The 16,321-nt window shown below is 64.1% G+C and carries 14 protein-coding genes; 10 read left to right on the forward strand and 4 right to left on the reverse strand.

All coding sequences use genetic code 11. The features are described from left to right. Nucleotides 1-132 precede the first annotated feature (132 nt). The 4 genes from pobA (at nucleotide 133) to IG122_RS00540 (ending at nucleotide 6,363) form a co-directional block, all read left to right on the forward strand. Entirely contained in the window at nucleotides 133-1,323 is a 1,191-nt protein-coding gene (gene pobA, locus IG122_RS00525) for a 4-hydroxybenzoate 3-monooxygenase (protein WP_193179436.1), read from the forward strand. A gap of 54 nt (nucleotides 1,324-1,377) precedes the next feature. Then, nucleotides 1,378-3,033 carry a tetratricopeptide repeat protein gene (locus IG122_RS00530; protein WP_193179438.1) on the forward strand — a complete coding sequence of 552 codons (1,656 nt, stop codon included), beginning with the start codon at nucleotides 1,378-1,380 and terminating at the stop codon, nucleotides 3,031-3,033. After that, entirely contained in the window at nucleotides 3,020-4,582 is a 1,563-nt protein-coding gene (locus tag IG122_RS00535; RefSeq protein ID WP_193179440.1) for a tetratricopeptide repeat protein, read from the forward strand. Before IG122_RS00530 ends, IG122_RS00535 begins: the two co-directional genes overlap by 14 nt. Before the next feature lie 152 nt (nucleotides 4,583-4,734). Continuing rightward, complete coding sequence (locus tag IG122_RS00540) at nucleotides 4,735-6,363, forward strand: MFS transporter (RefSeq protein ID WP_226893237.1); 1,629 nt, start codon at nucleotides 4,735-4,737, stop codon at nucleotides 6,361-6,363. Between the two features lie 13 nt (nucleotides 6,364-6,376). Here the strand turns inward: IG122_RS00540 and IG122_RS00545 are convergent, their stop codons facing one another. Continuing rightward, nucleotides 6,377-6,988 (reverse strand): TetR/AcrR family transcriptional regulator, encoded by a 612-nt coding sequence (locus IG122_RS00545; protein WP_193179442.1) that lies wholly within the window; start codon nucleotides 6,986-6,988, stop codon nucleotides 6,377-6,379. A 206-nt stretch (nucleotides 6,989-7,194) separates the two neighbouring features. On the opposite strand from IG122_RS00545, the gene IG122_RS00550 reads away from it, so the two are divergent. Beyond that, nucleotides 7,195-7,782 (forward strand): GNAT family N-acetyltransferase, encoded by a 588-nt coding sequence (locus IG122_RS00550; protein WP_193179444.1) that lies wholly within the window; start codon nucleotides 7,195-7,197, stop codon nucleotides 7,780-7,782. 39 nt (nucleotides 7,783-7,821) lie between these two features. Here IG122_RS00550 and bluB read toward each other — a convergent pair whose 3' ends face one another. Together bluB and IG122_RS00560 are read right to left on the reverse strand one after the other, a co-directional pair. Further along, a complete protein-coding gene (bluB, locus tag IG122_RS00555; protein WP_193179448.1) occupies nucleotides 7,822-8,472 on the reverse strand; it encodes a 5,6-dimethylbenzimidazole synthase in 651 nt (216 codons plus the stop codon). Beyond that, entirely contained in the window at nucleotides 8,469-9,896 is a 1,428-nt protein-coding gene (locus IG122_RS00560) for a mannose-1-phosphate guanylyltransferase/mannose-6-phosphate isomerase (RefSeq protein ID WP_193179449.1), read from the reverse strand. Before IG122_RS00560 ends, bluB begins: the two co-directional genes overlap by 4 nt. Before the next feature lie 67 nt (nucleotides 9,897-9,963). Between IG122_RS00560 and IG122_RS00565 the strand changes: the two genes are divergently transcribed. The 3 genes from IG122_RS00565 to IG122_RS00575 are packed head-to-tail and all read left to right on the forward strand — an operon-like array spanning nucleotide 9,964 to nucleotide 13,397. Next, complete coding sequence (locus tag IG122_RS00565; protein WP_193179450.1) at nucleotides 9,964-10,878, forward strand: ribokinase; 915 nt, start codon at nucleotides 9,964-9,966, stop codon at nucleotides 10,876-10,878. A 47-nt stretch (nucleotides 10,879-10,925) separates the two neighbouring features. Then, nucleotides 10,926-12,197, forward strand: a complete 1,272-nt coding sequence (locus IG122_RS00570) for a metal-dependent hydrolase family protein (RefSeq protein WP_193179451.1) — start codon at nucleotides 10,926-10,928, stop codon at nucleotides 12,195-12,197. Between the two features lie 27 nt (nucleotides 12,198-12,224). Further along, nucleotides 12,225-13,397, forward strand: coding sequence for a M20 aminoacylase family protein (locus IG122_RS00575; protein ID WP_193179452.1), 1,173 nt, complete (start codon nucleotides 12,225-12,227; stop codon nucleotides 13,395-13,397). Between the two features lie 9 nt (nucleotides 13,398-13,406). Here the strand turns inward: IG122_RS00575 and IG122_RS00580 are convergent, their stop codons facing one another. Next, a complete protein-coding gene (locus IG122_RS00580) occupies nucleotides 13,407-14,507 on the reverse strand; it encodes a lipase family protein (RefSeq protein WP_193179454.1) in 1,101 nt (366 codons plus the stop codon). A gap of 273 nt (nucleotides 14,508-14,780) precedes the next feature. On the opposite strand from IG122_RS00580, the gene IG122_RS00585 reads away from it, so the two are divergent. After that, nucleotides 14,781-15,362, forward strand: a complete 582-nt coding sequence (locus IG122_RS00585; RefSeq protein WP_226893238.1) for an ABC transporter ATP-binding protein — start codon at nucleotides 14,781-14,783, stop codon at nucleotides 15,360-15,362. Continuing rightward, entirely contained in the window at nucleotides 15,359-16,153 is a 795-nt protein-coding gene (locus tag IG122_RS00590; RefSeq protein ID WP_193179455.1) for an ABC transporter permease, read from the forward strand. The genes IG122_RS00585 and IG122_RS00590 overlap by 4 nt, the downstream gene beginning before the upstream one ends. Nucleotides 16,154-16,321 lie beyond the last annotated feature (168 nt).

Raw genomic sequence — 16,321 nt, forward strand, 5'->3', positions numbered from 1 at the left:
ACCATCGTGCAAGAGCATCGATAAAGTCCCCTTTGGCCGGAAAATGCAAGAATTTGTCCCGTCCTGCTCTTCTGGCGCTTCCCTGGCCCCTCTAGATTACTGACAAACGTCAAAATGCAGGGGGAAACGACCATGAAGACTCAAGTCGGGATCATCGGCGCCGGGCCCGCCGGTCTCATGCTGGCCCAGGTTCTCCGGCTGCACGGGATCGACTCCGTCATCCTCGAGCAGCGTTCGGAAGATTACGTGCTCAGCCGGATCCGCGCCGGCGTACTGGAGCACCCGGCGGTCGAATTCCTTCACGCGATGGGCGCCGGCGAGCGCCTCGCGAAGGAGGGCATGCCGCACGAGGGCATCGACATGCTGTTCCGCGGCGAGAAAAGGCGCATCGATTTCCCGAGCCTCACCGGCGGCAAGAAGGTCACGGTCTACGGCCAGCAGGAGGTCGTGAAGGACCTGATCAGGCTGAAGAAGGACTTCGACGGCCAGATCTTCTTCGAGTCGGAAGACGTCGCGATCCACGGCGCCGAGAGCGACAGCCCGTCGCTTTCCTTCACACATGGTGGCGAGAAGAAGGCGCTCTCCTGCGATTTCATTGCCGGATGCGACGGCTTTCACGGCGTCGCCCGCCAGTCCATTCCGGACGCGAAGCTGAAGCTGTTCGAGAAAATCTATCCCTTCGCCTGGCTCGGTATCCTTGCGGATGCGGCGCCGGCGCAGGACGAACTGATCTATTCCCGGCACGAGAACGGCTTCGCGCTGTTCAGCATGCGCTCGCCCGAGGTCACCCGCCTCTACCTGCAGTGCGATCCGGAAGAGAATCTGGGCGAATGGCCGGACAGCCGGGTCTGGGACGAGCTGCACCGACGTCTTGAGGCGAAGGACGGTTTTCGCGTCAACGAGGGCCGGATCACCCGCAAGGACGTCACCCCGATGCGGAGCTTCGTCTGCGAGACCATGCGCCACGGCCGGCTGTTCCTTGCCGGTGACGCCGCGCATATCGTGCCGCCGACCGGTGCGAAAGGGCTCAATCTCGCGGCCGGCGACGTGAAGCTGCTGAGCGATGCGCTTGCTGCCTATTTCAAGTCCGGCGACACCGCGCAGCTCGACGGATATGAGGCGCTGGCCCTCAAGCGGATCTGGGCGGCGCAGCGCTTTTCCTGGTTCATGACGCGGCTGCTGCACAAGGATCCGGGCGCCAACGCGTTCGACGAGGAAGTGCAGTTCGCGGATCTCGACTACTTCACGGGAACCGAGGCCGGACGCAGGACCATCGCGGAGAACTATGTCGGGCTTCCGTTCGGCTGGACCGGAGCTGCCTGAGGCTGCGCACTTTCGCCGGTTGGCGCCCGGCCGCATCCGCGCTAAGAACCGGTTATGAGCGAAGATCTCAATGCGCTGATGAAAATGGTCGAGGCGGGTCGGACCGACGCCGCCGAGCCCGGTCTCGTGGCCTTTGTCGAGGCGAACCCGCGGCAGCCCGCGGCGCAGTTTTATCTCGGGATCATCCGCCTGAAACAGGGGCGAAACGCGGAGGCTGCGGCAGCATACAGGGCCGCGGCCCGCGGCCTGCCTGGCGTTGCGGCGGTTCATTCGAACCTGGCGCTCGCGTCGCACCGCGCGGGGGAGCCGGAGGTGGCGCGCCTTGCATCGCGGCGGGCGGCGCTTCTCGCTCCGGAGGGCGGCGGCCCCTATGTCGTGACATCGGAGGCTGCCGCTGCTGGAGCCGATGCGGCTGCCGCGCTGCGCGCGGCAAAGCGGGCCTTTTACCTAGATCCGAAAAGCCAGTGTGGTCTTTTGCTGGAAGCTGCCCGCAAGGCGGGCGACACGATGCGTGTGGAGGCTGCGGTTGCGAGGCTGCTGGCGACAGATCCGAGGGATCGCGCGGCCTCGATCAACAGCGCCCACCAATTGCTGAAAAACGGCTACGGCGCTGACGCCGAGCGGCTCTACCGCAACATCCTGGAGAAAAGCCCGAACGATCCGGACCTCTGGTTCAATCTCGGTGTGACGCTGATCGAGTCCGACCGTTTCGAGGACGCGGCAGAGCCCTATGCGCGGCGCGCGCGACTCGTGCATGGCCGGCCGCTGAACGATGCACCGGCCTATGCGGAGATGCCCGCGGATCCGGTGGTCCCCGTCGACCGGACCTGCGCCCGCCATCGCCTGAAACACGATGCCGAACAGTACCATTACCTGACGGAGCAGGGCGTTCTGCCGCCCGAGTATCAGGACGAATGGAAGACCTATCAGGAGCTCCTCGACGGGCTCGATCCCGAGGAGCGGGACGCGATCTCCTTCAAGCTCGACGATGCGCGCTATGGACGGATCGCGCGCTCCTACAACCGCTTCGTCCATATTGCCGCGACAGGCTGGGCAGATGCGGATCCAATGAACCCCGATCTCGACTGGTCCGCGATCGAGGAAAGCTATCTCGATGCCGACCCGCAGGCGGTGGCGATCGATGCGCTGCTCAACGGCGAAGCGCTCGCCGCCATCCGGCGTTTCTGCTTCGAGTCGACGATCTGGCACCAACTGAAGGGCGCCGGCTATCTCGGCGCCTATTACCGCTCCGGTTTCAACGATCCCCTGCTCTTCGCCATCGGACGTGGGCTCAGGGAACGCATGTCGCGCGTTCTGGGGCCGCACGGGCTGAAGCTGATGTGGGCCTACAAGTACGACCAGCACATGTCCGGCATCAATCCGCATGCCGACTTCGCGGCCGTGAACGTGAATTTCTGGATCAATCACGCCGAATCCAACCTGGATCCTGAGTCCGGTGGGTTGCTGGTGTTCCGCAAGCCGGCGCCGAAGGACTGGACTTTCCAGCGTTACAACACGGCTCCGGCGGAGGAGATCTACGCGGCGCTCGGTGAGGACAGGAACAACCCGATCCGGGTTCCGAACCGCGAGAACCGCGCGCTCCTGTTCGACTCCCGCCTGTTCCACGAGACCGACCGCTTCAGCTTCAAGGACGGCTATATCCACCGGCGGATCAATATCACCATGCTGTTCGGGCATGGCGGAACCTGAGACCCCGCCGGCGGACGAATGGCGCCGGTCTGCCTCGGAGCAAGCGGTCGCGGGTAACTGGAGTGCCTGCCGCGCCGTTGCCCGGAAGCTTCTCCTCGTCAGCCCGCGGGACCCGATTGGGGGCTATTTCTTCAGTCTCGCGACCGGTCGCCTCGGCGATGCCGCCTCGTCTGGACGCTCTGCGGACTGGGCGTGCGCAGCCATCCCACGTCCTGTTGTCGTTCCGTTGCACAAGGAACTCTTCACGCTGCAGGGGCTTGCGGCGGGCCATCGGGATGCGCTCCGGCGGGCGGTTCTGGTCTCGCCCGATCAGGGGGCGGGCCTGTTCAATCTGGCCAATATGGAGGTCCGCAGGGAGAATTACCGGGCCGCATTGACCCAGCTCCGGCGCGCAAATGCCGCAAGACCGCTCGATCCGGGAACGTTGGGCGAAATTGCCCGGATCCTGGGCCTGCTGACGGATGGCGCGCATCCGGGCGCCGCGTTCCTGCGGGCGCTCGCCCTCAGTCCGTCCGATTTCAACGCGCTCCGCAACATGGGGCTCTGGCAGCGCAAGCAGGACCGCTCGGCCGAGGGCGCGCGCTGGTTTCGCCGCGCCGTCGCGGTCAACCCGACCAGCCGGGAGGCGCAGGGGGAACTTGGCCGGGCGCTGCTCAGCGACGGCCATCTGGCCGAGGGCTGGGACCGGCTGGAACGCTTCCGGCTGCCTGAATGGGAGCCGCCGATCGATGGGCTCCCGCGCTGGGACGGCGGTCCGGTCCGGAACGGCGCCCTGTTGCTCTGGAGTGTCGACAAGGTCGGGGACGAACTGCTGTTCTCGGTCTTTCTGGAACGCGCCCGGCAGGCGGCAGGGAGGGTGATCGCCGTCGTCGACCGGCGCAACGTCGCCTTGCTCTCCCGTCTGCATCCCCAAGTCCGGGTAATTGCCACCCTGCCGGAAGAGGATCCGGCCGATCCGGACTGGAGACCTGTGACCGGCTATCCGCTGGAATTCGCCGGACGGTTCTTTTCTGCACAGCCGGCAGACCTTGCCTGCCCGGGCGGACACCGGTCGCTCCCTCGAAAAGCCGGAAGCGGCGGCGGATCTCTCAAGATCGGGATATCCTGGAAGTCTGACGCCTCGCTGGTCGGCGCGCTCAAATCGACGCGGCTCGCCGACTGGTCGCCGGTCCTGAGACAGCCGGGCTGCCGGTTCTTCTCGCTGCAATACGGTGACGTCGCAAGGGAACTCGATGCCTTTCCGGAGGTCGAGCGCATTCCCGGCTTCGAGCCCTTCGGGTCGACACTGGCGTTCGCGGAAATCATCGCGGATCTCGACCTCGTGATCACGGTCGCCAATACGACGGCACATGTCGCCGGATGCACCAAGACCCCGTTCTGGGTCCTGCTGCCGACCGGTTTCGGCTCCAGCTGGTTCTGGTTCCGCGAGCGGGCGGACAGTCCGCTCTATTCCCGCGCGAGACTATTCCGTCAGCCGGTCCCGGGTGATTGGGAACCGGTATTCGGAGACCTCGCGGCTGTACTTGCGGAATTGGCTGCGGGTCGGTGAGCCTTGCATATTCAATTTCGGGAGGCGCCGCATTTCCGCCATGCTGAGCACGGCATTTGTGATCGCGCACCTTGAAAGGGTCGCCATTCCAACGGGATTATACGTTCCGGGCTCCTAGGCCGGGGCTGAGGACGACAGCTGGAGGCAATCAATTGATCTCGTCCCGCACGAACTGGATGCATGACGTCTTCGCCGGGCTGATCGAGCAGTTGCGCTGGTCCTATCTGCCGCCGCTGATGGTCTATCTCGCCTACGGCATTTCGGGGCTGACCTCGATCGTCGGCACCTTCTTCGTGAAGGAATATCTCGATCTCTCGGCGGCCTTTCTGGCCGGGCTCGGCTTCTGGGCCGGTATTCCCTGGGCGCTCAAGATGCCGGTCGGCCATCTGGTCGATATCATCTGGAAGTGGAAAGGCGCGCTGGTTTATCTCGGCGCCGCGCTGATCGGGGCCAGCCTGCTGATCATGTACGGGCTGATCGCGCATACCACGGCAATGACCGCGATCATGCCGGCGACCGCCTGGTTCGTGCTGAGCGTGCTGCTGTCACCCCTCGGATATGTCCTGCAGGACGCCGTCGCCGACGCCATGACCGTCGAGGCTGTTCCAGTCCTCGACGAGAACGGCGAGGCTTTTTCCGACGAAGCGATCAAGACCATGCACACGACGATGCAGATGCTCGGCCGCTTCGCCCTGATCGGCGGTCTCGCGCTCGTCGCGATCGTCAACATCACCATGTTCGACGGCGTCGAGGCGATGAGCCAGGCGGAGAAGGCGGTGATCTATGCCGATATCCACCTGATCGCACTAGCCGTGCCGGCGATCTCGGTGGCCGGGGTGATTCTCGGCGGCATGATGCTGCGCCGCCGGGCGAAAGACCTGATCGCCGCCGGCGTCGGCCGGGCGGAGGTCGACAAGATGCTGTTCCGTCCGGATGGCGAAGCGACGCCGAACTGGTGGATCTTCGGCGGCAGTCTGGCATTCGGTGCCTTCACCATTACGGTCGGCCTCAGCGATCTCGCCTTCTCGCAGGAGATCGTCTTTACAGGCTCGATGGCGATCGTCTGTTTCCTGATCGCGCGACTCTTGCCTGAGCTGGCGCCGCATCAGCGCCTTGCCCTGATCGGGACCTCGACCATCGTGTTTTTCTTCCGTGCTGTTCCCGGACCGGGCCCCGGGGCGGCATGGTTCGAGATCGACCTGCTGGGTTTCGATCAGCAGTTCATCTCCGTCCTGACCCTCATCAGCGCCCTTCTTGCGCTTGCCGGGATGGTGGTGCTCCGGCCGCTGATGGCATCGCGCTCGATCGCCTATATCGTCGCCCTGCTGACGGTCTTCGCGGGGATCCTGTCTCTGCCGAATATTGGGCTCTATTACGGCATCCACGAATGGACCGGGCCGCTCACCGGCGGAGTGGTGGATGCGCGTTTCATCGCCATTCTCGACACCGCGATCGAGTCGCCGCTCGCACAGGTCTCGATGATCCCGATGCTCGCCTGGATTGCCCGGAACGCACCGCCGCAACTGAAAGCAACCTTCTTCGCGGTGATGGCGTCCTTCGTGAACCTCGCGCTCTCGGCCAGGGCGATGGGGACGAAATACATGAACGAGATTTTCCTCGTCACGCGGGAGGTGAAGGACCGCACGACCGGCGAGATCCAGGTACCGGCGGATTACAGCGAACTCGGATATCTGCTGATCGCCGTCGCCGTCCTGACGGTGGCCATCCCGTTGACAGCGATTGCTATCGTGCAGGCGAGCCGGTTCCGCACGCGGGACTGAACGCGGCGGCCTTTCAGGTCGGCTGGAACAGCAGTTTGACGTAGGAACGGAGCAGCAGGATCTGTTCCGCCAGGACCTTCGGCTCGTTCAGCGCCTTCGACATGATGATCGCGCCTTCCACCGTGTTGGACACCATGTCGGCCAGCGCCTCGTTGCTGACCGCATCGCGCGGCGGATAGCGTTCGCTGATGGCATCGAACGCCTCGGTGAAGCGTCGGCGCCAGCTGAGCACGGCCTGCCGGTTCAGTTCCTTGACGTCCTTGTCGAACTGCCTCTCGTGATAGCAGTAGGCTGCGATCAGGCAGCCCGGATGGGCGTTCGGCATGTCGGCCAGCATGTCCGCCAGCAGTTTCAGGCCGATCAGAAAGATGTGCAGCGGATCGTCATGCAGGTCGGCGGCGCGGGCGAAGAGGTCGTCGAACAGGACGTCCTCGCGCTGGATATAGCGCTTCAGAAGAGCCCGGGCGAGCTCGTTCTTGTCCTTGAAGTGGTAGAAGAATCCGCTCTTTGTGATCTCGGCCTCGGCGATGATCTCCTCGATGGAGGTCGCGGCGAAACCTTTCGCCAGGATCGATCCCTCGGCGATGTCCATCAGCCTTTCGCGTGTCGCTTCGCCCTTGCGCATTGCAATTGTCCCCAAGATTTCTTGACCGAAAGTACGGTTTTGCTGCGGCGGGGAGCAAATACTCTCGCGGCGTCGCTGTAAGTGATTGATCTCACAAGGCCGAATTTTTCGCTTCAACCGTACCGCGCGTTCACTATCGGCAGCTTCCGGCATCGACGATGCTCCGCGCCTTCATCCATGAATGCATCGAAAACGGAGTCGGGATCATGAAAGAGCAGATCCGATATTTGCGGCGCGCGGAGAAAGACGACGCGCTGGCCCTCGCGCAGCTGATCAATCTCGCCGGCGAGGGGTTGCCGCTCCATATCTGGAGCGGGATGGCGGAAGAGGGGGAGAGCGTCTGGGACGTCGGGTGCCGCCGGGCCCGGCGCGAAGACGGAAGTTTCTCCTACCGCAATGCGACTATCGCGATGTCCGGCCGCGAGATTGCGGCGGCGCTCGTCGGCTATCCGATCGGCGCCGAGCCGGCCGGGATCGGCAGGGACACACCGCCGCTCTTCGTGCCGCTGATCGAGCTTGAAAACGAGGCGCTCTGCACTTGGTATGTGAACGTTCTAGCGACCTACGACCGGTTTCAGAGGCGGGGTTTCGGCACCGCCCTGATGCAGGAAGCGGAACGTCAGGCGCGGGCCGCCGGTCTGCGCCGCATGAGCATCATCGTCACCGACGGCAACGAGCGGGCGGCGCGGCTCTATCGCACGCTCGGCTTCTGCGAGATCGAACACCGGCCAATCGTGAAAGACGGCTGGGACATCGATGCCGAGCATTACTGCCTGATGATCAAGAACATTTAACCGGGGGAAGGGTGTAAGAGCGGACGCCGGGCGGGCCGGCTAGCGTTTCAGCAGCCGGTGGCTTTCCGGTGCTTCCTCTTCCCAGCCGAGTTGCTCCAGCTTCGGCCGGTCGTCTTCCCGTTCCGGATATCCGACGCAGAGATAGGCGGTGAGGGACCAGTCGGCCGGCACCTCGAGTTCGTCGCGGACCTCTTCCGGGTCGAGGATGGAGAGCCAGCCGACGCCGATGCCCTCGGCGCGGGCGGTGAGCCAGAAGGTGTGGATCGCGGTGACGGTCGAATAGTCCAGCATCTCGGGCATGGTCTGGCGCCCGAGCCCGTGGCCGCGCTCCGAACCGTGATCGGTGAAGACCGCAAGCTGGACGGGGGCCCGGTCGAGCCCGGCGAGCTTCAGGCTGGCATAGAGCTGCTTGCGTTCCCCCTCGTAGCCCTCGAGGGCCTTCCGGTTCGCAGCCTCGAAGGAGCTTCGGACCGCCGCCCGTCGGGCCGGGTGGACCACGGAAACGAAGCGCCAGGGCTGGCTGTAGCCGACCGAGGGCGCGAGGGCGGCGAGGCCGACGAGCCGTTCGAGCGCTCCCTCGGGCAGGGGCGTGGTGCGGAATTCGCGCACATCCCGGCGCCAGCGCAGCAGGTCCTCGAGCCGATTGCGGAACGTGGCGTCGAATTCGGGCGATGCGGTGCCGCGCGTCATCGTCCGTACTGGTCGTCGAAGCGTTCGATATCGTCCTCGCCGAGATAGGCGCCGGACTGGACCTCGACGATGATGAGCGGGTCCGCGCCCGGGTTCTCCAAACGGTGGATCCATCCGAGCGGAATGTCGACCGACTGGTCCGCATCGAGATGCGTGACGTCCAGGCGGTCCATCGAGGGGCCCCGGGTGATCCGGGCCTTGCCGGAAATCACGGTCCAGTGCTCCGCCCGGTGCTTGTGGCTCTGCAGCGACAGGCGGCCGCCGGGAGAAACGGTAATGCGTTTCACCTGATATCCGTCGCCGCTGTCGATATTGCGGTAGCTGCCCCAGGGACGGTGCGTGGTGGCGTGGCTGATCGCCTCGGGGCGGCCGGCTTCCTTCAGTGCCTCGACGGCGAGCTTCACGTCCTGGTCGGCGCCCATGGCGGCGACGAGCACGGCATCGGGGGATTCGATGACGACCAGATCCTCGGCGCCGATCACGGTGACGAGACGGGATTCCGCGCGCACCAGATTGTTCCTGCTCTTGTGCAGCCAGACGTCGCCCTGAACGGCATTGCCGTCGGCATCCTTCTCCTGCACGGCCCAGAGCGCACTCCAGGAGCCGACGTCGGACCAGCCGGCATCGAGCGGAACCATGGCGCCGAGCGCGGTCTTCTCCATCACCGCATAGTCGATCGAGATCGAGGGCGCCTTGCCGAAGGCGTCCGCGTCGAGACGGCGGAAGTCGAGGTCGGAGACGCCCTGGTCGAGAGCCGCCTTTGCGGCGTCGAGAATCTCCGGCGCCAGCCTCGCGAGCTCGGCGAGGAAGTCTCGGGCCCGGAAGAGGAAGGTGCCGCTGTTCCAGAAATAGTCCCCGGCGGCGAGATATTTCTCGGCTGTCGGAAGATCGGGTTTCTCGACGAAGCGTTCGATCCCGAAGCAACCGTCCATGTGGTCGAGCGGACCGTTACGGTGGATATATCCATAGCCGGTCTCGGGGCGGTCCGGTGTGATGCCGAACGTGACCAGGCGCCCGGCACGCGCCGCAATGGCCCCGGTCTCGACCGCGGCACGGAAGGCGTCGGGCCGTTCGATCCGGTGATCGGAGGCGAGCAGCAGGACGAGGCCCTCGGGATCGACGCTCGCGACATGCAGTGCCGCGACGGCGGCGGCCGGGGCCGAGTTCCGGCCGACCGGCTCCAGCAATATGGCGGACGGCTTGGCGCCGATACCCTGCATCTGTTCGGCGACGGCGAAGCGGTGTTCGGCGTTGCAGATCACCGAAGGTGCCCCGTAGCTAGCGCTTTCGGGGAAACGCAGCGCGGTTTCCTGCAGCATGGTCCGCTCGCTCAGCATCGGCAGCAGCTGCTTCGGATAGAGCGCGCGGGAGACCGGCCAGAGCCGGGTGCCGGAACCGCCGGAGAGGATCACGGGATAAATCATGCTTGGACCGCGCTAATTCTGTATCAAGAATGGCTTAGTAACACAGAGCGCTGGACGAAAGCAGATCATGATCGTCGTCTTCGGATCGATAAACGCCGACCTGTTCTTTTCCTTCGCCAAATTGCCCCGCCGGGGTGAGACGGTGCTGACCGACGGCTATACCTTCTGTCCCGGGGGGAAGGGGGCGAATCAGGCCGCCGCCGCAGCACGGGACGGCGCCGAGGTCCGTTTCGTCGGAGCTGTCGGCCGCGACCCCAATGCGGCGCCCTGCCTCGACGCATTGACGGCGGCGGGAGTCGACGTGCGCCATGTCCATGCGGTCGATGGTGTGACCGGCACGGCGGTGATCTCGGTCGAGGCGAGCGGCGAGAACCAGATCCTCGTCGCCAGCGGGGCCAACATGAAAGCATCGGCCGATTGGCTCGCGGAAGAACTTCTGGGGCCGGACACCACTTTGCTGATGCAGATGGAGTTGCCGCAGGCGGATACCGAGGCCGCCATCCGACGGGCACGGGCATGCGGGTGCCGGATCATCCTGAACGACGCACCGCTCGGACCGCTTTCCCGCGAAGCGCTGGCGGAGGTCGATATCCTGATCGCCAACGAAGAGGAGGCGATGGGCCTGCTCGGCAACAGCGCCGGGCTGGAGAATGCCGACCTGGCGCGCGGCCTCGCGGCGTTTTGCCGGGGCACGGGAATCGTGACAATCGGCGCGGCCGGCGTGGTCGTCGCGCATGAAGGCGGCACATTCCAGGTGCCGGCCCTGCCGATCGTTCCGGTAGATACGGTCGGCGCCGGTGATGCGTTCTGCGGCACGCTGACCGCCGCTCTGGACAGGGGGGAGAGCCTCATCGAGGCCGTTCGCCGTGCCACAACCGCCAGCGGGATCATTTGCACCTTGCCAGGCGCCCAGTCTCCGGAGTTGACTGGGGCACGGATCAACGCGGCTCTGGCCGACCTGCCTTCCGTGGTTCATATTTAAATACGACGCAGCAACGCGGGCTCAGAACGGCCCGGTAAGGGATATCGATGGTCAAGGAAACGCTCTACGAAGGCGGAACCGTGCTCGACGGAACCGGAGCCCGGCTCGAGAAGCATGGGGTCATGGTTCGGGACGGGAGGATCGCCGAACTGGCGCCGCTCGACCGCTTCCAGGGATTTGCGGGCTTCCGGGTCGATTTCACCGGAGGAACCTTGCTGCCGGGGCTGGTCGACTGCCATGTCCATCTGACCATGGGCGGCGAGGGCAATCCGGTCGCGGTGCAGGCGGCGATGACACCGGGTCAGATCACCATGGCGACCTACAAGCACGCCCAGCAGTCCCTGATGAGCGGCATCACCGCAGTGCGCGACTGCGGCGGCAAGGACTATCTGGAGCTTGCCGTGCGCGATGCCTGCAACAGCGGCACGCAGATCGGGCCGAGCATTCTCTGTTCCGGCCGGGTGATTTGCATGACCGGCGGGCACGGCAACCGGAACGGCCGCATCGCCGACGGTGCCGACGAGGTGATCAAGGCGGTGCGCGAGCAGATTCATGCGGGCGCCGACCTGATCAAGCTGATGGCGACCGGCGGGGTGATGACCCCGGGCGTCAGCCCGGAGGATGCGCATTTCACCGCCGAGGAGATGGCGGCCGGGGTCGCGGAGGGCAAACGATTCCACAAGAGGTCGGCGAGCCACGCCCAGGGCAGCCTCGGCATCCTGAATGCGGTGCGCGCGGGTGTCGCCTCGATCGAGCATGGGATCTTCATGACCGACGAGTGTCTGAGGGAAATGCTGGAGGCCGGGACCTATCTCGTGCCGACGCTCGCGGCGGTTCGCAATATTGTCGCCAACAAGGATAACGGGATTCCTCCGCATGTGGTGGAAAAGGCCATGCGGGTCCAGGAACGGCACATCCAGTCCATCAAGATGTTCTACGATGCCGGCGGCAAGATCGCGATGGGTACGGACGCCGGCACGCCTTTCAACCGGCATGGCGAGAACGCGCTGGAACTGCGCTACATGACTGAGATCGGCATCGCGCCGACGGACGCGATTGTCTTCTCCACCCGAAACGGTATCGACCTGATGGGGCTCGAGGACCGCGGCACGGTCGCGGAAGGCAAACATGCCGACCTGCTGATCGTCGACGGCGATCCGCTCGCCGATATCGACCGGGTTGCGGATCGGGCCAACCATCGTATGGTGATCAAGAACGGTGTCCCGGCCCGCATCAAGACCGACGATGCGGTGCATGAGACCCGTAGCCCCGCGGACAATGTCCTCCGCTTCACTTCGGCCGCCAACGCGGCCTTCTGATCAGGTTCCCGAGCAGGAAGTCTTCCGATGCCCGTCAACAACCGCATTGCTGAATTTCATGAGGAAATGACCGAATGGCGGCGCGAGCTGCACCGCCATCCGGAAACCGCCTACGAGGAGCACTGGACCAGCGCCTTCATCGCCAAGAAGCTTGAGAGCTTCGGTATCGAGGTGCATCGGGGGCTCGCCGGAACCGGCGTGGTCGGCACGCTGAAGGGCAACGGGGATGGCGGCGCCATCGGGCTGCGGGCCGATATCGACGCGCTCGATATTACCGAGCAGACTGGCCTCGACTACGCGTCCGAAAATCCGGGAAAGATGCATGCTTGCGGCCATGACGGCCACACCACGATGCTGCTCGGCGCGGCAAAGTACCTCGCCGAGACCCGGAACTTCTCCGGCACCGTGCAGTTCATCTTCCAGCCGGCCGAGGAGAACGAGGGCGGCGGCAAGCGGATGGTCGAGGAGGGCCTCTTCGACAATTTCCCGGTCGACAGCGTCTGGGGCATGCATAACTGGCCGGGCATGCCGGTCGGCACCGTCGCGGTAAAGGCCGGGCCGATGATGGCCGCCTACGACATGTTCGAACTCGACATCAAAGGGGTCGGCGGCCATGGCGCGATGCCGCATCTCGGGATCGATCCGATCCTGGTCTCGGCCCAGGTCGTGACGGCGCTGCAGAGCATCGCCAGCCGCAATGTCGATCCGATGGACGCGATCGTGGTCTCGGTCACCAAGATCCATGGCGGCGACGCCTACAACGTCATTCCGGGCATGGTGCAACTCGCCGGTACGACGCGTTCCTTCCGCCCGGAAGTGCGCGACATGATCGAGCCGCGGATGCAGCAGATCATCGACGGCGTCTGCGCCGGCTTCGGCGCGACGGCCGAACTGCGCTACGAGAAGCGCTATCCGCCGACCGTCAATTCCGATGCCGAGAGCGAGATGGCGGCCGTGGTCGCCGAACGGCTGGTCGGCGGCGAGAAGGTCGTCCGCGACCCGACCCCGAGCATGGGCGGCGAGGATTTCGCCTTCATGCTGGAGAAGAAGCCGGGCTGCTACATCTGGATGGGCAACGGCGGCGGCGGCGAGGGCAAGATGCTGCACAATGCCGGTTACGACTTCAACGACGAGGCCCTGCCGTGGGGTGCCAGCTACTGGAGTCAACTCGTCGAGGACAGGCTGCCGCGGACGGGGTGAGCGCTCCCGTCAGGCCTGGCGGCGGAGAGCGAACTCCCTGAGCTTCGCGCGGTACTCCGCGATGTCGTGATAGCGGTCGATCCGTTTCTGGGTCGAAGCCTCGCCCCTTAGCAGACGCCGCGTGTAACGATAGATCCGTTCCAGAGAGCTGATGCCGAACTCGTTCTTGAGGTCCGGATAGGTGCCGTCCGCCGCAGGATCGCAGATGCTGAGATAGCGCTGGTAGCCGTAATGGCGGAAATGCTGGCTGCGTACCAAGAGATTGGCCAGCCAGTTCGCCGGAGCAAAGAACACGCCGATCCCCCTGAACAAAGCCTTGGCGATATCGATGCTGATGCTGGACGGCGGGACGAAAGGAACCGGGTCGGCGCCGTTCACAATGCGGTAGATCGGTGTGCGGAATTCGCTGACCAGGCCGTCATCCCCGCAGCGCGGCGCACCGAAACTGTAGCAGGCCGCTAGCTTGTCGCCGCTCGTATACCAGGTGGCGAGGGTCGCGAGCGCGCCGCCGAGGGAATGACCGGTGATATAGAGCGGCAGGTCGGCGACCTGTTCGACATAGCTCCTGATCTGCTCTTGGACTGACTTGAAGGCCGCATCAAAGCCTTTGTGGACATTGCCAACCTTCACCTCGCGGCCGTTTTTCAAGTGCATCACGCCGGTGGCGGACGCGCTGAGATTGGTCATCCAGTCCTTGGTCTGCTGGGTGCCTCGGAAGGCGATAACGGCCATTCCGACATCGTTCTCGGGCCGGCGCGCTGCGACGAAACCCTGGGTGTCGGTCTCCCGGCTGTAGATGATCCCGACAAGTTCGAAACCGCCGACCTGCAACACCGATCGAAGGATCTCGTTTTTGGTTTCCCGCTGCGGGTGGAAGGACAAGGCAAGACCGCGCAATTTTTCCGCGATGCTGTTCTGATCGGTCAGCTTAGCCAGTTCGACGGCGAGGCTCATGATCGTGTCCTCGTCCTCCTCATCGAAACGTAGATAGGCAAGTTCAGAAAGCACGGCCATCAGCCAGGCGGTACGGTCGCTATAGGCGGCACGCCGAACGGGCGGTTTCATATCGGTAAATCTGAGAAGATCGCTCTTGAGCGTTTCGTGAGCCATAAAATCGCTCCTCGTTTGAAATGACGTGAATAAAATCAAAAGTAATAATGCGTCCTATAATATTCCCCTGATGGGGGATTGCAAATCTTCCCCGGAAAGACTTTTTTCAAAACTGAAAAGCGCGTTTCTCACCGCGGCTGGGCGTGGACTTCGAAGTAATCAGGCATGGAGAGAAGGTCAGCGTTGGCCTGAAGGTTTCGGAATGTGCCAATGTGACTCCAATGCGGGTCGGAAAACCGGAGGGAGGCCTGTGCGCTGCTTACTCTACGGGGATTGAGGAGCCTGCATGTTGGGCCGGTCGATCTGGATGTGCCGTCCGGGACGTCCATTGTCTTGCGCGGCCGGTCGGGCTCCGGAAAGTCCCTGCTGCTGCGCGCCATTGCCGACCTCGATCCCGCCGAAGGAGCGGTCTCCCTCGACGGGCGCGACCGCGAGGCCATGTCAGCACCGGATTGGCGCCGGCAGGTCGCCTATCTGCCGGCCGAGCCCGGCTGGTGGGCGGACCGGGTCGCCGCGCATTTCGCCGACTGGGACGCCTGCCGGGATCTCGCGGAGCGTCTCGGTATAGATCCCGTTGCCGGCGATTGGTCCATCTCGCGGCTCTCGACCGGCGAGAGGCAGCGGCTCGGTCTGATGCGCCTGCTCGAGAACAAACCTCTCTGCCTCCTGCTGGACGAACCGACGTCAGCGCTCGACGAGACTGCGACAGCCGCGGTCGAGGCGTTGGTCGCGGAACATTGCGCCGCCGGTGGTTGCTGTCTCTTCGTCACCCATGACAAGGCGCAGTTCGCACGCGTCGGAACTCGGGGCTACAGGCTTGAGGATGGCCGCCTCGTCGAGGAGCGGGTGGCATGAATTACGAGGTGCTGTCCTACGCCGATCTCGCTTTTGCGGCCCTGCTCCTGCTGATCAACGGTGCGGTCTCCGTCGCCTTTGAGCTTGGGATGGCGCGCAGCCTTCTGATCGCGTCGGTTCGCATGGTTGTGCAGCTGCTGCTCATCGGCGTGATTCTGGATTTCCTCCTGAGTACGGTGTCGCCGCTCTGGACCGGCCTCGCGGTGCTCACCATGCTCGGTTTTGCCGGGTACGAGGCGATGGCGCGTCAGGATCGGCGACTGAAGGGTTTCTGGGGCTATGGGCTCGGCGCGGGCGCCATGTGCTTTGCGGCTCTCTTGATGATGGGTTTTGCTCTGACGACCCAGGTGGCGGCGGACCCCTGGTATCATCCGCGCTATCTCCTGCCATTGCTCGGTATGGTGCTCGGCAATTGCATGACCGGTGTGGCGCTGGCGATCCGCGCGATCACCGCCGCTCTCAGCGACGGCCGCGCCGCTGTCGAGGCACAGCTCGTTCTCGGGCGCAGTTTCCGTCGGGCGGTCCTTCCGATGACCCGCGCGGCGCTGCGGACCGCGCTGACGCCGACGATCAATGCAATGGCGGCAACCGGCCTCGTCTCCCTTCCGGGGATGATGACCGGGCAGATTCTCGCCGGCATCGATCCGGTCGAGGCGGTGAAATATCAATTACTGGTAATGTTTCTGATTTCCGGTGCGACAGGAATCGGCGTGACTATTGCCGTTTTCTCCGTGCTTCGACGCCTCACGGATACGCGCCATCGGTTGCGTCTCGACCGGCTTTCCGAATAAACCTTTCCTCGGAATGTGCTTCTGTTGATCATCTGTGAAGATGAGTGCAGAAGTACATGTCTTTAAACAAAAATCTCTCTAATTTTAACCAAGCTAAATCGACTAAAATACTGCTGAAGTGCCATGTATTATTCGCTTTTCAAATAGCATTTTACGCCGGTAGTATGA

The organism is Nisaea sediminum (assembly GCF_014904705.1).
GTDB classification, from domain to species: Bacteria; Pseudomonadota; Alphaproteobacteria; order Thalassobaculales; family Thalassobaculaceae; genus Nisaea; species Nisaea sediminum.

Coding starts and splice junctions, on each gene's coding strand:
- IG122_RS00580 (WP_193179454.1), bottom strand. CDS start 14,507: ATGGCTCACGAAACGCTCAAGAGCGATCTTCTCAGATTTACCGATATG.
- bluB (WP_193179448.1), bottom strand. CDS start 8,472: ATGACGCGCGGCACCGCATCGCCCGAATTCGACGCCACGTTCCGCAAT.
- IG122_RS00570 (WP_193179451.1), top strand. CDS start 10,926: ATGGTCAAGGAAACGCTCTACGAAGGCGGAACCGTGCTCGACGGAACC.
- IG122_RS00545 (WP_193179442.1), bottom strand. CDS start 6,988: ATGCGCAAGGGCGAAGCGACACGCGAAAGGCTGATGGACATCGCCGAG.
- IG122_RS00560 (WP_193179449.1), bottom strand. CDS start 9,896: ATGATTTATCCCGTGATCCTCTCCGGCGGTTCCGGCACCCGGCTCTGG.
- IG122_RS00575 (WP_193179452.1), top strand. CDS start 12,225: ATGCCCGTCAACAACCGCATTGCTGAATTTCATGAGGAAATGACCGAA.
- pobA (WP_193179436.1), top strand. CDS start 133: ATGAAGACTCAAGTCGGGATCATCGGCGCCGGGCCCGCCGGTCTCATG.
- IG122_RS00530 (WP_193179438.1), top strand. CDS start 1,378: ATGAGCGAAGATCTCAATGCGCTGATGAAAATGGTCGAGGCGGGTCGG.
- IG122_RS00590 (WP_193179455.1), top strand. CDS start 15,359: ATGAATTACGAGGTGCTGTCCTACGCCGATCTCGCTTTTGCGGCCCTG.
- IG122_RS00550 (WP_193179444.1), top strand. CDS start 7,195: ATGAAAGAGCAGATCCGATATTTGCGGCGCGCGGAGAAAGACGACGCG.
- IG122_RS00535 (WP_193179440.1), top strand. CDS start 3,020: ATGGCGGAACCTGAGACCCCGCCGGCGGACGAATGGCGCCGGTCTGCC.
- IG122_RS00565 (WP_193179450.1), top strand. CDS start 9,964: ATGATCGTCGTCTTCGGATCGATAAACGCCGACCTGTTCTTTTCCTTC.